Consider the following 18,364-nt stretch of genomic DNA (forward strand, 5'->3'; position numbering starts at 1 on the left):
GCCTGTCCGGCGCGTCCGGGCAGGCCCCTCGCCGTGACCGGCCCTCTTCGCGTACGGTTGACGGCTGCCCAGCACGTCAGAAGGGGGCACGGTGGCCGCCCAGGCTCAGCAGGAAACCGCGGTGGTGGAACCGGTCGAGGACTCCGTCCGGGACCGGGAGATCGGCGTCGAACAGGAACACCTCGACCGGGTGTACCGCCGCCTCGAGGAGAAGATCCACGAGGCCGAGTTCCTCATGCACGACGCGGCCCGCCGCGGCCAGGTCGGCACCCCCGGCGCGCTCGCCGAGCGCGACGCCCAGGTCTTCCGGGCGGGCGTGCACCTCAACCGCCTGAACAACGAGTTCGAGGACTTCCTCTTCGGCCGGATCGACCTCCTCCTCGGCAAGGACGGCAAGAAGGGCCCCGACGGCGCCTACACCGCCGTGGAGCCCGCCGAGGGCGCGGTCCGGCCCGACAACACGGCCGACATCGCCGAGACCCTGCACATCGGGCGGATCGGCGTCCTCGACGAGGAGTACGCCCCCCTCGTCATCGACTGGCGGGCGCCCGCCGCCGCGCCCTTCTACCGCTCCACCCCGGTCGAGCCCGGTCGCGTGGTGCGCCGCCGCGTCATCCGCTCCAAGGGCCGCCGCGTCCTCGGCGTCGAGGACGACCTGATGCGCCCCGAGCTGACCGCCCGCCTCGACGGCCGCGAGCTGCCCGTCATCGGCGACGGCGCCCTCATGGCCGCCCTCGGCCAGGCCCGCAGCCACACCATGCGCGACATCGTCGCCTCCATCCAGGCCGAGCAGGACCTGGTCATCCGCGCCCCCGCCGCCTCCGTGACCTACGTCGAGGGCGGCCCCGGCACCGGCAAGACCGCCGTCGCCCTGCACCGTGCCGCCTACCTCCTCTACCAGGACCGGCGCCGGTACGCGGGCGGCATCCTCATCGTCTCCCCGACGCCCCTGCTCGTCGCCTATACCGAGGGCGTCCTGCCCTCCCTCGGCGAGGAGGGCCAGGTCGCGATCCGCGCCATCGGCTCCCTCGTCGACGGCGCCGAGGCCACCCTGTACGACTCCCCGGCCGTGGCCCGCGCCAAGGGCTCGTACCGCATGCTCAAGGTGCTGCGGAAGGCCGCCCGCGGCGCGCTGGAGGCCGGCGGCCCCGGTGGCGGCCGTCCCCGGTCCGGACAGCCGGCCTTCGGCGAGGACACCGGGGACGCCGAGGCCGCTGAGGACGGCGGCACCGGTACGCCCGCCACCGCCACCACTGCCGCCCCGTCCGGGCCGCCCGCCCGCCTGCGCGTCGTCGCCTTCGGGCGCCGTCTGGAGCTGGAGGCCGCCGACCTCGACCGCATCCGGCAGAGCGCCCTCGGCGGCACCGCCCCGGTCAACCTGCTGCGCCCGCGCGCCCGCCGCCTGCTGCTGGACGCCCTGTGGGAGCGGTCCGGCGCGTCAGGGCGGCACAGCGACCCGGAACTCGCCGCCGAACTGCGCTCCTCCTTCGACGAGGACGTCACCGGCGAGGACTCCTTCACCGCGTTCCTCGACGCCTGGTGGCCCGAGCTGACCCCGGCGGCCGTGCTCGCCGCGATGGCCGACGAGCGCAGGCTGGGCCGCTGGGCGCGCCGCGTCCTCAACCCCGGCGAGGTCCGCAAGGTGGCCCGCTCCCTCAGGCGCGACGGCCACTCGGTGCACGACATCGCGATGCTGGACGAACTCCAGGCGATCCTCGGCGTCCCGGCCCGCCCCCGCAGAAGACGGGAGCTGGACCCGCTGGACCAGCTCACCGGCCTGGAGGAGCTGATGCCGGTGCGGGAGGAGTCGCAGCGCGAGCGCGCCGAGCGCCTCGCCCAGGAACGTACCGAGTACGCGCACGTCATCGTCGACGAGGCCCAGGACCTCACGCCCCTCCAGTGGCGCATGGTCGGCCGCCGCGGCCGCCACGCCACCTGGACGGTCGTCGGCGACCCGGCCCAGTCCTCCTGGTCCGACCCCGACGAGGCCGCCGAGGCCCGCGACGAGGCGCTCGGCAGCCGCCCCCGCCGCCGCTTCGAACTGACCGTGAACTACCGCAACCCGGCCGAGATCGCCGAGCTGGCCGCGAAGGTGCTGGCCCTCGCCATGCCGGGCTCGCGCTCCCCGTCGGCGGTCCGCTCCACCGGCGTCGTCCCCCGCTTCACGGCCGTCGCCGGCTCCCTCGCCGCCACCGTGCGCGCCAAGGCCGCCGGACTGCTCGACCGGGTCGACGGCACGGTCGGCGTCGTCGTCGCCATGAACCGCCGCGAGGAGGCCCGCCGCTGGCTCGACGGGCTCGGCGACCGCGTCGTCGCCCTCGGCAGCCTGGAGGCCAAGGGCCTGGAGTACGACGCGACGGTGGTCGTCTCCCCGGCCGAGATCGCCGACGAGTCCCCGGCCGGTCTGCGCGTCCTCTACGTCGCCCTCACCCGCGCCACCCAGCAGCTCACCGTGGTCTCCGCCGACCGCGACGAGCCCGACGCGGACGGGGTCCCCGACCTGCTGCGGGACTGACGCCCCGGCCCGCCGCACACCCCGTGCCCGCCCGGCCGCGGCGGGCCGGAACGAACTCCGCCGACGGGAATGGTCTTCGGCCGTCCGTTTGTTAGCCTGGGTGTGGCACCGGCTCGATCCAAGCCCCCGGGCCCAACCTTCGTCGCTACGAGCGACCACTTGCCGCGAGGCGAGCATGGCGGGTCGGTGCCACTCAGCTCGGCGGGAGGCCCACGTCCACGGGACGTGGGCCTCTTCCCGTTCCGCCTGCCGCAACGCGGCTCTCGTATGGTGGAAGTCGCGCTCCGGAACCGGTGCGGGCCGTGAACAATACGTCCGCAACCCGGGGTGGTTACCGCGTACTCAGGGGTAGGTGCGACCATCGGACCGCAGAGCCCAGCACCACGGTGAGCCCGCACCACCGTGGACCAGCACCACCGTGAAACAGCAGAGGAAGTCGGCCATGGCAACGGCGCCCAGCGTCTCCTACTCGATGACGGTCCGGCTGGAGGTGCCCGCGAGCGGAACCGCCGTCTCGCAGCTCACCACCGCCGTGGAGTCCTCCGGCGGCTCGGTCACCGGTCTCGACGTCACCGCCTCCGGCCACGAGAAGCTCCGGATCGACGTCACGATCGCCGCGACCTCCACCGGCCACGCCGACGAGATCGTCGAGGAGCTGCGCGGCATCGAGGGCGTCACCCTCGGCAAGGTCTCCGACCGTACGTTCCTCATGCACCTCGGCGGCAAGATCGAGATGCAGTCCAAGCACCCGATCCGCAACCGCGACGACCTCTCCATGATCTACACGCCGGGTGTGGCCCGCGTGTGCATGGCGATCGCGGAGAACCCCGAGGACGCGCGCCGCCTCACCATCAAGCGCAACTCCGTCGCGGTCGTGACGGACGGCTCCGCCGTCCTCGGCCTCGGCAACATCGGCCCCAAGGCCGCCCTGCCGGTCATGGAGGGCAAGGCCGCCCTCTTCAAGCGGTTCGCGGGCATCGACGCCTGGCCGCTCTGCCTGGACACCCAGGACACCGACGCCATCGTCGAGATCGTCAAGGCGATCGCCCCCGGCTTCGCGGGCATCAACCTGGAGGACATCTCCGCCCCCCGCTGCTTCGAGATCGAGGCCCGGCTGCGCGAGGCCCTCGACATCCCCGTCTTCCACGACGACCAGCACGGCACCGCGATCGTCGTCCTCGCCGCCCTCACCAACGCCCTGCGCGTCGCGGGCAAGGGCATCGAGACCATCCGCGTCGTCATGTCCGGCGCGGGCGCGGCCGGTACGGCCATCCTCAAGCTGCTCATCGCGGCCGGGGTGAAGAACGCCGTCGTCGCCGACATCCACGGCGTGGTCCACGCGGGCCGCGCGGACCTCGTCGACGCCCGGCCCGGCTCGGCGCTTCGCTGGATCGCCGACAACACCAACCCCGAGGGCCTGACCGGCACCCTCAAGGAGGCGGTGCGCGGCGCCGACGTCTTCATCGGCGTCTCGGCCCCGAACGTCATCGACGGCGACGACGTCGCCGCCATGGCGCAGGACGCCATCGTGTTCGCGCTCGCGAACCCGGACCCCGAGGTGGACCCGGCGATCGCCCGCGAGACGGCCGCCGTGGTCGCCACCGGCCGCTCCGACTTCCCCAACCAGATCAACAACGTGCTGGTCTTCCCGGGTGTCTTCCGCGGTCTGCTCGACGCCCAGTCCCGCACCGTCAACACCGAGATGATGCTCGCGGCCGCGAAGGCGCTGGCGGACGTGGTGACCGAGGACGAGCTGAACCCGAACTACATCATCCCGAGCGTCTTCAACGACAAGGTCGCCGGCGCCGTCGCCGGAGCCGTCCGCGAGGCCGCCAAGGCCGCGGGCGCCACCGCCTGACCCCCACGGCCCCCTGACCCGCACGGGGGCCTCCTCGCCCTTGCCCCGTACGGGGCGTGTGGGGCGGCCGGTCACGGGTACTCCGCTCCGCGTGGGCGTTCCGTGGGCTGTGAGGATCACCACGACGGGCCGGGAAACCGGCGCGTCGTGGAACCTCCTTCACCTGACCGCCCTCTAGGGTGGGCGGCCAGTCAGTGGCGCTTTCGTGTGACTCCCAAGGGTGTTCTCACGACTCCTGCGGGTGCCGGATTGGCTTTCCCGCCGCAGGTGGGGGCAGGATGCGTCTCTGGGCGCGGGGGTCCGAAGAGGGACCCGGGTCCGGGGACTGTCCGAGGACCCTGGCAACATCGGTTTCGCTGTGCCCACCACGTGGCTCTCGCCGCGTGGCACGCCTCAACGGCAAGAAGAACACGGGAGTAAGAACATGAACCGCAGTGAGCTGGTGGCCGCGCTGGCCGACCGCGCCGAGGTGACCCGCAAGGACGCCGACGCCGTGCTGGCCGCGTTCGCCGAGGTCGTCGGCGACATCGTCTCCAAGGGCGACGAGAAGGTCACCATCCCCGGCTTCCTGACCTTCGAGCGCACCCACCGTGCCGCTCGCACCGCGCGCAACCCGCAGACCGGCGACCCGATCCAGATCCCGGCCGGCTACAGCGTGAAGGTCTCCGCGGGCTCCAAGCTCAAGGAAGCCGCCAAGGGCAAGTGACGCTCCGCCGAGCGCGCCGTGAGGCGACTGCGGGCCGAATGAGACCGGCCCGGCAGTCCCCGCGCCTTCGAGGGCGTGGCGGCGCCCGGTGAGCACGAGACGCCGATGGGGCGGTCACCCGGACTCCGGGTGACCGCCCCATCGGCGTACGGGGCCGGACGGGCCGTCAGCCGAGCGCCTTGCCCGGCAGCTCGACCTTGGCGCCCAGCTCCTGGAGCTTGTCCATGAAGTTCTCGTAGCCGCGGTTGATCAGCTCGATGCCGTGCACCCGCGAGGTGCCCTGGGCCGCCAGCGCGGCGATCAGGTACGAGAAGCCGCCCCGCAGGTCGGGGATGACCAGGTCGGCGCCCTGGAGCTTGGTCGGGCCCGACACGACCGCGGAGTGCAGGAAGTTGCGCTGCCCGAACCGGCAGACCGAGCCGCCCAGGCACTCGCGGTAGAGCTGGATGTGGGCGCCCATCTGGTTGAGCGCGGAGGTGAAGCCGAGCCGCGACTCGTACACCGTCTCGTGGACGATGGACAGGCCGGTGGCCTGGGTGAGGGCGACGACCAGGGGCTGCTGCCAGTCGGTCTGGAAACCGGGGTGGACGTCCGTCTCCAGGGCGATCGACTTCAGCTGGCCGCCCGGGTGCCAGAAGCGGATGCCCTCGTCCTCGATCTCGAAGGCGCCGCCGACCTTCCGGTAGGTGTTGAGGAACGTCATCATCGAGCGCTGCTGGGCGCCGCGGACGTAGATGTCGCCCTCGGTGGCGAGCGCGGCGGACGCCCAGGAGGCGGCCTCCAGACGGTCCGAGAGGGCGCGGTGGTTGTAGCCGCCGAGCTGGTCCACACCGGTGATCCGGATGGTCCGGTCGGTGTCCATCGCGATGATGGCGCCCATCTTCTGCAGGACGCAGATCAGGTCCTCGATCTCCGGCTCCACGGCCGCGTTCGAGAGTTCCGTGACGCCCTCGGCGAGGACGGCCGTCAGCAGCACCTGCTCGGTCGCGCCGACCGACGGGTACGGCAGCCGGATCTTCGTGCCGCGCAGCCGCTGCGGGGCCTCCAGGTACTGGCCGTCGGCCCGCTTCTCGATCTTCGCGCCGAACTGCCGCAGCACGTCGAAGTGGAAGTCGATCGGCCGGCCGCCGATGTCGCAGCCGCCGAGACCGGGGATGAAGGCGTGGCCCAGCCGGTGCAGCAGCGGGCCGCAGAAGAGGATCGGGATGCGCGACGAGCCCGCGTGGGCATCGATGTCGGCGACGTTGGCGCTCTCGACGTAGGTCGGGTCGAGCACCAGCTCGCCCGGCTCCTCGCCCGGACGGACCGTCACCCCGTGCAGTTGCAGCAGTCCGCGTACGACCCGCACGTCGCGGATGTCCGGAACGTTGCGCAGCCGGCTCGGCGCACTGCCCAGCAGAGCGGCGACCATGGCCTTGGGTACGAGGTTCTTCGCACCGCGGACCCGGATCTCGCCCTCCAGCGGGGTGCCGCCGTGGACAAGCAGTACGTCGTCTGAGCCGTTGACGGTCATGTGTCTCGCGTTCCGTGGGGTGGGGCAGGGCCAGAGGAGACAGAGTAATCGCCGTGGCCCCCCGTCCCGTAAGCCCGAGGACGCACCAGGCACGTCATGGCTGTGTCACAACACGAACGGTTCCACGCCGGGTACGTCCCGTGACGGGGCCCGGCGCCGACGCCCGCGTGCGCCCGGACCGCCCCCGTGCGCCCGACCTGCCCCTCACCCGGCTCGCCGTATCGCCTCCCCGTTCCGGGGCGGGATGCGGGATCATGTCTGGCATGACCGAGGTGTCCTCGCTCACAGGGCGGCTGCTCGTGGCGACCCCCGCCCTGGCGGACCCGAACTTCGACCGCGCGGTGGTGCTCCTCCTCGACCACGACGAGGAGGGCTCCCTCGGTGTCGTCCTCAACCGGCCCACCCCGGTGGGCGTGGGCGACATCCTGGAGGGCTGGGCGGAACTGACCGGGGAGCCGGGCGTGGTCTTCCAGGGCGGCCCGGTCTCCCTCGACTCGGCGCTCGGCGTGGCCGTCGTCCCCGGCGGTCCGGCCGCTGAGGGCGCCCCGCTGGGCTGGCGCCGGGTGCACGGCGCGATCGGCCTGGTCGACCTGGAGGCGCCGCCGGAGCTGCTCGCCGCGGCGCTCGGCTCGCTGCGGATCTTCGCCGGGTACGCGGGCTGGGGGCCGGGCCAGTTGGAGGACGAGCTGGTCGACGGCGCCTGGTACGTGGTGGAGTCCGAGCCCGGCGACGTGTCCTCGCCGTCGCCCGAACGGCTCTGGCGCGAGGTGCTGCGCCGCCAGCGCAACGAGCTGGCGATGGTGGCCACCTACCCGGACGACCCTTCGCTCAACTGATGCGCGGGCGTTTCAGTACCCTTGGGCGCATGAGCACTCTTGAGCCCGAGCGCGGCACCGGTACGGGGACCCTCGTAGAGCCGACGCCGCAGGTGTCGCACGGTGACGGTGACCACGAGCGCTTCGCGCACTACGTCCAGAAGGACAAGATCATGGCGAGCGCGCTCGACGGGACCCCCGTCGTCGCGCTGTGCGGCAAGGTGTGGGTGCCCGGCCGCGACCCCAAGAAGTACCCGGTCTGCCCCATGTGCAAGGAGATCTACGAGTCCATGGGCTCCGACGGTGACGACAAGGGCGGCAAGGACGGCGCGTGACCCGCTGAGGTCCGCGGCCCCGCCGGTGTGACGGCGCGAAGGCCCCCGAGACGCGATTCCAGGCGTCTCGGGGGCCTTCGCGCCGTTCTGCGGTCTTTCTCCGGCCTTCGGGGGACTTCCGGGGGCTTCCGGGGCGTTTCGGGGCCCGCGCGTTGCACGGAGTGCGTCTGACGGTCACAAGGTGGTGGAGACCTCTCGGGTGCCTCTTGTGGCGGCGTTCGTCCACTCCATAGCCTCCCGGTGTTGTGCACAGCGAAACCGTCATTGCGCATGTTGCAACGCCTGCTCGGAGGTACGTCCGTATGAAGCCGTCCGTCCGCCTCGCCGCCCTGGTGACCGTCCTGGTGACCGCTGCGTGCGCGCCCCAGACCTCAGCCAACTCCTCCTCCGACAAGGACGAGAAGAGCGGCACGCTCCGCGTCTGGCTGTTCCAGGAGGTCGGCAACGACCCCAAGCAGAAGGTCGTCGACGGCGTCGTCGCCGACTTCGAGAAGGCCCACGAGGGCACCGACGTCAAGGTCGAGTACATCCCCGTCGACACCCGCGCCCAGCGCGTCAAGGCGGCCTTCAACGACCCGAAGTCGGCGCCCGACGTCATGGAGTTCGGCAACACCGACACCGCGGGCTACGTGAAGGACGGCGGACTCCTCGACGTCACCAAGGACTTCGCCGCCTGGCCCGACTCCAGAAGCACCGATCCCACCGCCCGCCAGTCCGTCACCGTCGACGGCAAGGTCTACGGGGCGCCCCTCTACGTCGGCGTCCGCGCCCTCTACTACCGCACCGACCTCTTCGCCGAACTCGGCCTGAAGCCCCCGAAGTCGCTCGCCGAACTCGCCACCACCGCCCGCGCGGTCCGCGCCGCGAAGCCCGACCTGTACGGCCTGGTCGTCGGCGGCGCCTACACGTACGGCGCGATGCCGTTCGTGTGGGCGCACGGCGGCGAACTCGCCACCGGCAAGAACGGCTCGTACGCCTCCGCCCTCGACAGCGCCGACGCCCAAAAGGGCATCGAGGCGTACACCTCGCTCTTCGGCGACGACAACTGTCCGGCCGCCAAGTGCGCGGGGATGGGCGGCAACGACACCGTCACCGCGTTCGCCGCGGGCAAGGCGGGCATGGCCATCGGCGGCGACTTCAGCCACGCGGCCGTCGAGGCGGGCAAGGTCAAGGGCAAGTACGCGGTCGTCCCGCTGCCCGGCGTCGAACCCGGCTCGGTCGCGCCCGCCTTCGCGGGCGGCAACAACGTCGGCGTCCTCAAGAGCACCTCGCACCGCACCCTCGCCGTGCAGCTCATGGAGGCCCTGGCCGCGAAGAAGACGCAGGCGGAGCTGTTCGACGCGATGGGCTTCCTGCCGACCTTCACCGACGTGCGCGCCGAGGCGGCCTCCCGCAAGCCGTACGTGAAGCCGTTCGTCGAGACGCTCGCCGCGGGCACCAAGTTCGTCCCGGCCTCGCCCGCCTGGGCGCAGATCGACTCCCAGCTGGTGCTGCCGACGATGTTCCAGGAGGTCGTCAGCGGCCGCAAGGACGTCGCCGCGGCGGCCGGTGACGCGGCGCAGAAGATGGACGCGGCGTTCGGCTCCGCCGGATGAGCACGCTCCCCACCGGGCTCACGAAGACCCCCGGCGGGCGGGCGCGGGCGGGGCGCGGACTCGCGCGCCGCGCCCCGCGCCCGCTCGGGGGCGGCGGCTGGACGCCCTGGCTCTACCTCGCCCCCGCCCTGGTCGTCCTCGCCGCCCTGCTCGCCTACCCGGTCTACCAGCTCGGCCTGATCTCGCTGTTCCGCTACACCCAGGCCCAGGTCAGCGGTGGCGAACCCACCGTCTTCCGGGGCTTCGGCAACTACGCCGACGTCTTCGCCGACGACGCCTTCTGGCAGGTCCTGCTCGCCACCGTCGTCTTCGCGGCGGCCTGCGTGGTCTCCACCCTCGCCGTCGGCTGCGCCCTCGCCGTGCTCCTCACCCGCGTACGGGCGGTGCCCCGGCTGGCGCTGATGCTGGCCGCGCTCGGCGCCTGGGCCACCCCGGCGGTCACCGGCTCCACGGTCTGGCTGTTCCTCTTCGACCCCGACTTCGGCCCCGTCAACCGGGTCCTCGGCCTCGGCGACCACTCGTGGACCTACGGCCGCTACAGCGCCTTCTTCCTGGTCCTGCTCGAAGTGGTCTGGTGCTCCTTCCCGTTCGTGATGGTGACGGTCTACGCGGGCATCCGCGCCGTGCCCTCCGAGGTGCTGGAGGCCGCCGCCCTGGACGGCGCGTCGCAGTGGCGGATCTGGCGCTCCGTCCTCGCCCCGATGCTCCGCCCGATCCTGGTGGTCGTCACCATCCAGTCGGTCATCTGGGACTTCAAGGTCTTCACGCAGATCTACGTCATGACGGGCGGCGGCGGCATCGCGGGCCAGAACCTGGTCCTCAACGTGTACGCCTACCAGCAGGCGTTCGCCTCCTCGCAGTACGGACTCGGCGCGGCCATCGGCGTCGTGATGCTGCTGATCCTGCTCACCGCCACGCTGGTCTACCTGCGGCTGCTGCGCCGTCAGGGGGAGGAACTGTGAAGCTCCCGAAGCCTCTTCAGGCGCTGCCGGGCGGTCTCGTCCCGCGCCGCCCCTGGCGGGCCGCCGCCGACGCGGGCGCCCTGCTGATCGCCGCGCTGGTCGCGTTCCCGCTGTACTGGATGGTGCTCGGCGCGTTCAAGCCCGCCGGGGAGATCGAGTCCGGGACGCCCCGGCCGTGGACGACGGCGCCGTCACTGGACTCGTTCCGCCGGGTGTTCGGCCAGCAGGAATTCGGCCGCTACTTCCTCAACAGCCTGATCGTCGCGGGCACCGTGGTGATCGCGTCGGCGCTCATCGCGTTTCTCGCCGCGACCGCCGTCGCGCGCTTCCGCTTCCGGTTCCGCACGACCCTCCTCATCATGTTCCTCATCGCGCAGATGGTGCCGGTGGAAGCGCTCACCATCCCGTTGTTCTTCGTCATGCGCGACGCCGGTCAGCTGAACACCCTGGGCGCGCTGATCCTGCCGCACATCGCGTTCTCGCTGCCGTTCGCGATCTGGATGCTGAGGGGATTCGTGAAAGGCGTCCCGGAGGCCCTGGAGGAGGCCGCCTACCTGGACGGGGCCAGTCGCGCGCGTTTTCTCTGGCAGATCCTTTTCCCGCTGGTGCTGCCCGGTCTGGTGGCGACGAGCGTGTTCTCCTTCATCTCCGCCTGGAACGACTTCCTGTTCGCCAAGTCGTTCATCATCAGCGACACCTCGCAGTCGACCCTCCCGATGGCGCTGCTGGTGTTCTACAAACCCGACGATCCCGACTGGGGCGGGGTGATGGCCGGTTCCACGGTGATGACCGTTCCGGTCCTGGTGTTCTTCGTGCTCGTGCAGCGGCGTCTGGTCTCCGGACTGGGCGGCGCGGTGAAGGACTGACCTGAACTGAACTGACCTGAACTGAAAGGACGGACGGCCGTGACTTCTGCGACCGACATCGTTCCGGCGCCCCGGTCCGTGCGGGAGCCGTCGGGGCGCCCCGGATTCGCCCTCGGCGCGGACACCGCGCTGTCGGCGGGCCCCGGCACCGGCACCGCCGAACGCTGGCTGCGGGCGACGCTGGGGGCGGCGTACGGGCTGTCCCTGCCGCCGGTGGCCGCGGGCGCCTCCGGCGGCCCGGGGGCTTCGGCGCCGGAGGGGGGTGCGGTGCGGCTGGCCGTGGACGGCTCGCTCGGCGCGGAGGCGTACCGCCTCGACGTGAGCGCCGGGGGCGGCGTGGAGATCCGGGGCGGCGACGCGGCCGGGGTCTTCTGGGGCGCCCAGACGCTGCGTCAGCTCCTCGGCCCGGACGCCTTCCGGCGGGCGCCCGTGCGGCCCGGCGCCGCCCCCGTGGTGCCGGCCGGGTCGGTCGAGGACGCCCCCCGGTTCGGCTGGCGCGGGGTGCTGCTCGACGTGGCCCGGCACTTCCTGCCCAAGGACGGCGTGCTGCGCTTCCTCGACCTGATGGCCACGCACAAACTCAACGTCCTGCACCTGCATCTGACCGACGACCAGGGCTGGCGGATCGAGATCGCGCGCTACCCGCGCCTGACCGAGGTCGGCTCCTGGCGGGCACGCACCAAATCCGGCCACCGCGCCTCCCCGCTCTGGGACGACCGTCCGCACGGCGGCTTCTACACCCGCGACGACCTCCGTGAGATCGTCGCCTACGCCGCCGCCCGGCACATCACCGTCGTCCCCGAGATCGACGTACCGGGCCACTCGCAGGCCGCGATCGCCGCCTACCCCGAACTCGGCAACACCGACGTCGTCGACACCGCCGCCCTCGGCGTCTGGGACACCTGGGGCGTCAACCCGAACGTCCTCGCCCCGACCGACGCCGTCCTGCGGTTCTACGAGGGGGTGTTCGAGGAGGTCCTGGAGGTGTTCCCGGCGGAGTTCGTGCACATCGGCGGCGACGAGTGCCCCAAGGACCAGTGGCGGGCCTCGCCCACCGCGCAGGCCCGGATCGCCGCACTCGGCCTCGCCGACGAGGACGAGCTGCAGTCCTGGTTCGTCCGCCACTTCGACACCTGGCTCGCCGCGCGCGGGCGGCGCCTGATCGGCTGGGACGAGATCCTGGAGGGCGGGCTCGCCGACGGCGCCGCCGTGTCGTCCTGGCGGGGCTACGCGGGCGGGATCGCCGCCGCGCGCGCGGGACACGACGTCGTCATGTGCCCCGAGCAGCAGGTGTACCTGGACCACCGTCAGGACGGCGGCCCCGACGAGCCGGTGCCGATCGGTTACGTGCGCACCCTGGAGGACGTCTACCGCTTCGAGCCCGTTCCACCGGAGTTGACGCCGCGGGAGGCCGCGCGCGTGCTGGGCACCCAGGCCAACCTGTGGACCGAGGTCATGGAGGACGCCGCGCGCGTCGACTACCAGGCCTTCCCCCGGCTCGCCGCCTTCGCCGAGGTCGCCTGGAGCCTCCTGCCCGCCCCGGCGGAACGGGACTTCGCCGGATTCGCCCGCCGCATGACCGCCCACTACGGCCGCCTCGACGCCCTCGGGGTCGGCTACCGCCCGCCGTCCGGCCCCCGCCCCTGGCAGCGCCGCCCCGGCCTCCCGGGCCGGCCGATCGAGGGGGCGCCCCCGAACCGGTGACACGGGGGCGGCGCCTCGTACGCCCCGTAAGGCATCTCACGGAGAAAACCGGCAGGTTCACTCAAGGGCGGCAATCCGTACACACGGCTGATGGGGTGCGAAAACGGACCATCTGCCTGGGGAAACGGGCGAATGCCTCCTAGCGGACCCCTGCGTTCGGGGCTTGCGAAGATGTGCCAGAGTTGCCACGTCCGCCCCGTCAGCACGTACCGTACGGCAGCACAGGGGGGACCAGCTGGGACCAGGTGGGGCAGCGGGAAGGGGCAGCCGGTTTTGACCACGCACGCACCGCAGGCGGGGCAGGCCGTCACGCTGCCCACGACGCTGGACGAGGCCGTGGCGGCGCTGACCGCGCTGCCCGCCGCCGTGCCCGTGGCGGGCGGCACCGACCTGATGGCCGCCGTGAACTCGGGCCAGCTGCGGCCCACCGCCCTGGTCGGCCTCGGCCGGATCAGCGAGATCCGCGGCTGGCAGTACCAGGACGGCCACGCCCTGCTCGGCGCGGGACTGACCCACGCGCGCATGGGCCGCCCCGACTTCGCCGCCCTCATCCCGGCGCTCGCCGCGTCCGCGCGCGCCGCCGGACCGCCGCACATCCGCAACGCGGGCACCCTCGGCGGCAACATCGCCTCCGCCGCCCCCACGGGCGACGCGCTGCCCGTGCTGGCCGCCCTGGAGGCCACCCTCGTCGTCGCCGGACCCGGCGGGGCCCGCCGCGAGATCCCGGTCTCGCACCTGCTGGCGGGCATGGAGATGCTCCGCGGCGGCGAACTGATCGGCTACGTGCGCGTGCCCCTGCTGCACGCCCCGCAGGTCTTCCTCAAGGCCACCGGCCGCACCGGCCCCGGCCGGGCCGTCGCCTCGGTCGCCCTGGTCCTCGACCCGGCCCGGCGCGGCGTGCGCTGCGCGGTGGGCGCCATAGCGCCGATGCCGCTGCGGCCCCTGGAGGCCGAGCAGTGGGTGGCCCGCCTCATCGACTGGGACAACGGCCGCGCCATCGTCCCCGAGGCGCTGAACGCCTTCGGCGAGTACGTCGCCGCGGCCTGCATCCCCGACGCGGTGCCCGCCGAGGACGGCTCGGTGCCGCCGCTGCCGCCCGCCGTACTGCACCTGCGGCGCACCGTCGCCGCACTGGCCCGACGAGCACTGGGGAGGGCGCTGTCGTGACCGACGACCAGCACGGACAGGGCACGCCGCCGGGCGGCGGCCGCTGGGACCCGCTGCCGCAGGGCGACTACGACGACGGCGCCACCGCCTTCGTGAAGCTCCCCGAGGGCGGCATCGACGCCCTCCTCGCCGCACGCGGCCAGGACCCCCTGGCCGCCCCCGGACACGGCTACGTGCCGCCCCGGATCGAGACCGCGTACGAGGGCGTCGACCCGGGCCCCGAGGGCGCCTGGGCGCCCCCGGCGGGCGGCACCGAGTGGCCCGCGCCCGCGGGCGGCCACTCGGCCGGCGACGACCGCTTCACGTACCACCCGGGCGCGACCGGGCAGTGGGCCTTCGAGGACACCGGCACCGGCGCCGGGGGACCCGCGGGTCCCGCGCAGCATCCGCCCGCCGCCGGGCCGGGGCACGACGTGACCGGCCAGTGGTCGATCCCGGTGGTGGGCGGCGACCTCCCCGACGAGTCCGGCGAGTTCACCACGTCCTCGCTGGTCGAGCAGTGGGGCGGCACCCCGCCGGCCACCCTCCCCGGCGGCGCCGCCGCGCCCTGGGCGCACGGACCGGCCCCCGACGCGCCGCCCTGGGGCCAGGACACGGACGGCGCGGGCGCGGCGCTCGCGGCTCACGCCCCCGCCGAGGCCCCCCCGGCCGACGCCCCGTCCGCCTACGGCCACGGACAGCCCCCGTACGACGACGAGCCGGGACGACGCCCCTACGAGGACGGGCCCGGCCGGTCGTACGAGGACGAGCCCGGACAGCGGTCGTATGACGACGAGCCCGGACAGCGGTCCTACGACGACGCGGCGCGGTCCTACGACGATGACGCGGCGCGGTCCTACGGCGGGGCCGGGCGGGCGTACGAAGACGCTCCGGAGCAGCCCTACGAGGACCCGTACGAGGAGCCTTCCGAGGCCGTGGCGGCCCCCCCGGCCGCGCCGGAGGGCGAGGAGGCCGCCGGGGAGCCCGAGGCCGCCGCCGTGCCCGCGGCGGACCGCCAGGAGCCCGCCGCGGCCGACGAGGCCGCCGGGACGGAGGACGGCACCGGCGCCGACGGCACCGAGGCGCCCGCCGACGCCGCGGACGCCACCGCCGACGCCACGTCCACGCGCGTGGACGACCGTACGGACGACCGCCCCGCGGACTCCGAGGCGCCCGACGCCGACGCTGCCGAGACGGACCCGGCGCCGGACCCGGAGCCCGTCCCCCTCCACGACGAACACCCCCTCGCCTCCTACGTGCTGCGCGTCAACGGCTCCGACCGGCCGGTGACCGACGCCTGGATCGGCGAGTCCCTGCTCTACGTGCTGCGCGAGCGGCTCGGCCTCGCGGGCGCCAAGGACGGCTGCTCGCAGGGCGAGTGCGGCGCGTGCAACGTCCAGGTCGACGGTCGCCTCGTCGCGTCCTGCCTGGTGCCCGCCGTGACCACCGCGGGCAGCGAGATCCGCACCGTCGAGGGCCTGGCCGTCGACGGGCAGCCCTCGGACGTGCAGCGCGCGCTCGCCCGCTGCGGCGCCGTGCAGTGCGGCTTCTGCGTGCCCGGCATGGCGATGACCGTGCACGACCTCCTGGAGGGCAACCCCGCCCCCACCGAGCTGGAGACCCGCCAGGCCCTCTGCGGCAACCTGTGCCGCTGCTCCGGCTACCGGGGCGTCCTGCGCGCCGTCCAGGACGTCGTCGCCGAACGCGAGGCGCATTCCGCCGCCGACACCGAGTCGGAGGGCGACGAGGCACGTATTCCCCACCAGGCGGGCCCCGGCGCCGGAGGCGTCCACCCGTCCGCGTTCGACAACCCCGCGCAGCCCCACCCGCACGACCCGGCGTACGGCCAGGACGGAGGCCAGGCGTGACCCACGACGCAGCCACCGCGACCGATCCCGCGGAGGCCGCCCCGGCCCCCGAGCCGATCCCGCACGGCCTCGGCGCGTCCCTCCAGCCCGCCGACGCCCGCGCCAAGACCGAGGGCACCTTCCCCTACGCGGCCGACCTGTGGGCCGAGGGCCTGCTCTGGGCGGCCGTCCTGCGCTCCCCGCACGCGCACGCGCGCATCGTCTCCATCGACACGTCGCACGCGCGCGAGATGCCCGGCGTCCGCGCCGTCGTCACCCACGAGGACGTCCCCGGCCGCGCCCTGCACGGCCGCGGGCGCGCCGACCGCCCGGTGTTCGCCTCCGAGGTCGTACGCCACCACGGCGAGCCCATCGCCGCCGTCGCCGCCGACCACCCCGACACCGCGCGCATGGCCGCCGCCGCCGTCATCGTCGAGTACGAGATCCTTGACCCCGTCATCGACCCCGAACGCGCCTTCGAGGCCGACGCCCTGCACCCCGACGGCAACCTGATCCGGCACATCCCGCTGCACCACGGCGACCCGTCCGCCGCGGGCGAGGTCGTCGTCGAGGGCCAGTACCGCATCGGCCGCGCCGACCCCGCCCCCATCGGCGCCGAGGCCGGACTCGCCGTGCCCCGCCCCGACGGCGGCGTCGAGCTGTACCTCGCCTCCACCGACCCGCACACCGACCGCGACACCGCCGCCGCCTGCTACGGCCTGGAACCCGAGCGGGTCAAGATCGTCGTCACCGGGGTCCCCGGCGCCACCGCCGACCGCGAGGACCAGGGCTTCCAGCTCCCCCTCGGCCTGCTCGCCCTGCGCACCGGCTGCCCGGTGAAACTCACCGCCACGCGCGAGGAGTCCTTCCTCGGCCACGCCCACCGCCACCCCACCCTGCTGCGCTACCGCCACCACGCCGACGCCGAGGGCCGCCTCGTCAAGGTCGAGGCGCAGATCCTCCTCGACGCGGGCGCGTACGCCGACACCTCCGCCGAGGCCCTCGCCGCCGCCGTCTCCTTCGCCTGCGGCCCCTACGTCGTGCCGAACGCCTTCATCGAGGGCTGGGCCGTCCGCACCAACAACCCCCCGTCCGGCCATGTGCGCGGCGAGGGCGCCCTCCAGGTGTGCGCCGCCTACGAGGCCCAGATGGACAAGCTCGCCAAGAAGCTCGGCCTCGACCCGGCCGAGGTACGGCTGCGCAACGCCATGGCCACCGGCGACGTCCTGCCCACCGGGCAGACCGTGACCTGCCCGGCGCCGGTCGCCGAACTCCTCCAGGCCGTCCAGGACTTCCCGTTGCCCGCCCTCCCCAAGGACACCCCCGAGGAGGACTGGCTGCTGCCCGGCGGCCCCGAGGGCGCGGGCGAACCCGGCGCGGTCCGCCGGGGCGTCGGCTACGGACTCGGCATGGTCCACATGCTCGGCGCGGAGGGCGCCGACGAGGTGTCCACGGCCACCGTGAAGGTCCAGGACGGCGTCGCCACCGTGCTCTGCGCGGCCGTCGAGAGCGGCCAGGGCTTCACCACCCTCGCCCGCCAGATCGTCCAGGAGACCCTGGGCATCGACGAGGTGCACGTCGCGCCCGTCGACACCGACCAGCCCCCGGCCGGGCCCGGCTGCCGCGGCCGGCACACCTGGGTCTCCGGCGGCGCCGTCGAACGCGCCGCCAAGATGGTCCGCACCCAGCTCCTCCAGCCGCTGGCCCACAAGTTCGGCATGTCCACCGAACTGCTCCAGATCACCGACGGCAAGATCACCTCGTACGACGGCGTCCTGTCGACCACCGTCGCCGAGGAACTCCACGGCAAGGAGCTGTGGGCCACCGCGCAGTGCCGCCCGCACCCCACCGAGCCGCTGGACGGCGCCGGTCAGGGCGACGCGTTCGTCGGCCTCGCCTTCTGCGCGATCCGCGCGGTCGTCGACGTCGACATCGAGCTGGGCTCGGTGCGCGTGGTGGAGCTGGCGGTCGCCCAGGACGTCGGCCGCGTCCTCAACCCGGCGCAGCTCAACGCGCGCATCGAGGCGGGCGTCACCCAGGGCGTCGGCATCGCCCTCACCGAGAACCTCCGCACCCCGCGCGGCCTGGTCCGCCACCCCGACCTCACCGGCTACGCCCTGCCGACCGCGCTGGACGCGCCCGACATCCGCATCGTCAAGCTGGTCGAGGAGCGGGACGTGGTCGCGCCGTTCGGCGCGAAGGCGGTCAGCGCGGTGCCGGTCGTGACGTCCCCGGCGGCGATCGCGTCCGCGGTGCGCGCGGCGACCGGCCGCCCCGTCAACCGGCTGCCGATAAGGCCGCAGGCGGCGGTGGTGACGGGCGGGCAGTAGGGGCCGCGTCGACGCGTACGGGCGCGTGGGCGCGGGCGGGCGGAGTGGGCGCGGGCGGGCGCCGCACCGGGGTGTCACGCCCCCGCCTCCGGCCGGACACCCGGTCGTCGACGGCGGGTGACACCGGTCGGGTGATCCTGCGCGGGACGGGAACGCGCGGCCCCGGCCGTCC

General features: G+C 73.7%; 13 protein-coding genes. 12 read left to right on the top strand and 1 reads right to left on the bottom strand.

Going from position 1 to position 18,364, the window contains the following annotated elements; translation table 11 throughout:
* Positions 1 to 91 precede the first annotated feature (91 nt).
* The 3 genes from ACIQPQ_RS35755 (at position 92) to ACIQPQ_RS35765 (ending at position 5,079) form a co-directional block, all read left to right on the top strand.
* Positions 92 to 2,515, top strand: coding sequence for a HelD family protein (locus ACIQPQ_RS35755; protein ID WP_401312655.1), 2,424 nt, complete (start codon positions 92 to 94; stop codon positions 2,513 to 2,515).
* A 442-nt stretch (positions 2,516 to 2,957) separates the two neighbouring features.
* On the top strand, positions 2,958 to 4,373 hold the full coding sequence (locus ACIQPQ_RS35760; protein ID WP_401312658.1) for an NAD-dependent malic enzyme: 1,416 nt from the start codon (positions 2,958 to 2,960) through the stop codon (positions 4,371 to 4,373).
* Between the two features lie 424 nt (positions 4,374 to 4,797).
* A complete protein-coding gene (locus ACIQPQ_RS35765) occupies positions 4,798 to 5,079 on the top strand; it encodes an HU family DNA-binding protein (RefSeq protein WP_004000874.1) in 282 nt (93 codons plus the stop codon).
* Between the two features lie 166 nt (positions 5,080 to 5,245).
* On the opposite strand, the gene murA is transcribed toward ACIQPQ_RS35765, so the two are convergent.
* A complete protein-coding gene (gene murA, locus ACIQPQ_RS35770) occupies positions 5,246 to 6,592 on the bottom strand; it encodes a UDP-N-acetylglucosamine 1-carboxyvinyltransferase (RefSeq protein ID WP_383779198.1) in 1,347 nt (448 codons plus the stop codon).
* 263 nt (positions 6,593 to 6,855) lie between these two features.
* On the opposite strand from murA, the gene ACIQPQ_RS35775 reads away from it, so the two are divergent.
* From ACIQPQ_RS35775 to ACIQPQ_RS35815, 9 genes are all read left to right on the top strand, one after another.
* Complete coding sequence (locus ACIQPQ_RS35775; RefSeq protein WP_401312661.1) at positions 6,856 to 7,428, top strand: YqgE/AlgH family protein; 573 nt, start codon at positions 6,856 to 6,858, stop codon at positions 7,426 to 7,428.
* 29 nt (positions 7,429 to 7,457) lie between these two features.
* Entirely contained in the window at positions 7,458 to 7,742 is a 285-nt protein-coding gene (locus ACIQPQ_RS35780; RefSeq protein WP_383779195.1) for a DUF3039 domain-containing protein, read from the top strand.
* Between the two features lie 302 nt (positions 7,743 to 8,044).
* Positions 8,045 to 9,337 (top strand): extracellular solute-binding protein, encoded by a 1,293-nt coding sequence (locus ACIQPQ_RS35785; RefSeq protein ID WP_401312664.1) that lies wholly within the window; start codon positions 8,045 to 8,047, stop codon positions 9,335 to 9,337.
* Entirely contained in the window at positions 9,334 to 10,299 is a 966-nt protein-coding gene (locus ACIQPQ_RS35790; RefSeq protein WP_401312667.1) for a carbohydrate ABC transporter permease, read from the top strand. The genes ACIQPQ_RS35785 and ACIQPQ_RS35790 overlap by 4 nt, the downstream gene beginning before the upstream one ends.
* Positions 10,296 to 11,165 carry a carbohydrate ABC transporter permease gene (locus tag ACIQPQ_RS35795; protein ID WP_401312670.1) on the top strand — a complete coding sequence of 290 codons (870 nt, stop codon included), beginning with the start codon at positions 10,296 to 10,298 and terminating at the stop codon, positions 11,163 to 11,165. The genes ACIQPQ_RS35790 and ACIQPQ_RS35795 overlap by 4 nt, the downstream gene beginning before the upstream one ends.
* 21 nt (positions 11,166 to 11,186) lie before the next feature.
* On the top strand, positions 11,187 to 12,869 hold the full coding sequence (locus ACIQPQ_RS35800; RefSeq protein ID WP_401312728.1) for a beta-N-acetylhexosaminidase: 1,683 nt from the start codon (positions 11,187 to 11,189) through the stop codon (positions 12,867 to 12,869).
* Positions 12,870 to 13,142: 273 nt separating this feature from the next.
* Positions 13,143 to 14,036 carry an FAD binding domain-containing protein gene (locus ACIQPQ_RS35805; RefSeq protein ID WP_383779189.1) on the top strand — a complete coding sequence of 298 codons (894 nt, stop codon included), beginning with the start codon at positions 13,143 to 13,145 and terminating at the stop codon, positions 14,034 to 14,036.
* Positions 14,033 to 15,883 carry a (2Fe-2S)-binding protein gene (locus ACIQPQ_RS35810; RefSeq protein ID WP_401312673.1) on the top strand — a complete coding sequence of 617 codons (1,851 nt, stop codon included), beginning with the start codon at positions 14,033 to 14,035 and terminating at the stop codon, positions 15,881 to 15,883. The genes ACIQPQ_RS35805 and ACIQPQ_RS35810 overlap by 4 nt, the downstream gene beginning before the upstream one ends.
* Positions 15,880 to 18,192: a xanthine dehydrogenase family protein molybdopterin-binding subunit gene (locus ACIQPQ_RS35815; protein ID WP_401312675.1), complete on the top strand. Its 2,313-nt coding sequence runs from the start codon at positions 15,880 to 15,882 to the stop codon at positions 18,190 to 18,192. Before ACIQPQ_RS35810 ends, ACIQPQ_RS35815 begins: the two co-directional genes overlap by 4 nt.
* Positions 18,193 to 18,364: the final 172 nt, after the last annotated feature.

The sequence above is a fragment of the Streptomyces sp. NPDC091281 genome, from assembly GCF_044757425.1.
Lineage (GTDB): Bacteria > Actinomycetota > Actinomycetes > Streptomycetales > Streptomycetaceae > Streptomyces.

What these genes read in the sequence shown, in the direction of transcription:
- ACIQPQ_RS35780 (WP_383779195.1), top strand. Translation starts at nt 7,458, where the DNA reads ATGAGCACTCTTGAGCCCGAGCGCGGCACCGGTACGGGGACCCTCGTA.
- ACIQPQ_RS35760 (WP_401312658.1), top strand. Translation starts at nt 2,958, where the DNA reads ATGGCAACGGCGCCCAGCGTCTCCTACTCGATGACGGTCCGGCTGGAG.
- murA (WP_383779198.1), bottom strand. Translation starts at nt 6,592, where the DNA reads ATGACCGTCAACGGCTCAGACGACGTACTGCTTGTCCACGGCGGCACC.
- ACIQPQ_RS35775 (WP_401312661.1), top strand. Translation starts at nt 6,856, where the DNA reads ATGACCGAGGTGTCCTCGCTCACAGGGCGGCTGCTCGTGGCGACCCCC.
- ACIQPQ_RS35785 (WP_401312664.1), top strand. Translation starts at nt 8,045, where the DNA reads ATGAAGCCGTCCGTCCGCCTCGCCGCCCTGGTGACCGTCCTGGTGACC.
- ACIQPQ_RS35765 (WP_004000874.1), top strand. Translation starts at nt 4,798, where the DNA reads ATGAACCGCAGTGAGCTGGTGGCCGCGCTGGCCGACCGCGCCGAGGTG.
- ACIQPQ_RS35790 (WP_401312667.1), top strand. Translation starts at nt 9,334, where the DNA reads ATGAGCACGCTCCCCACCGGGCTCACGAAGACCCCCGGCGGGCGGGCG.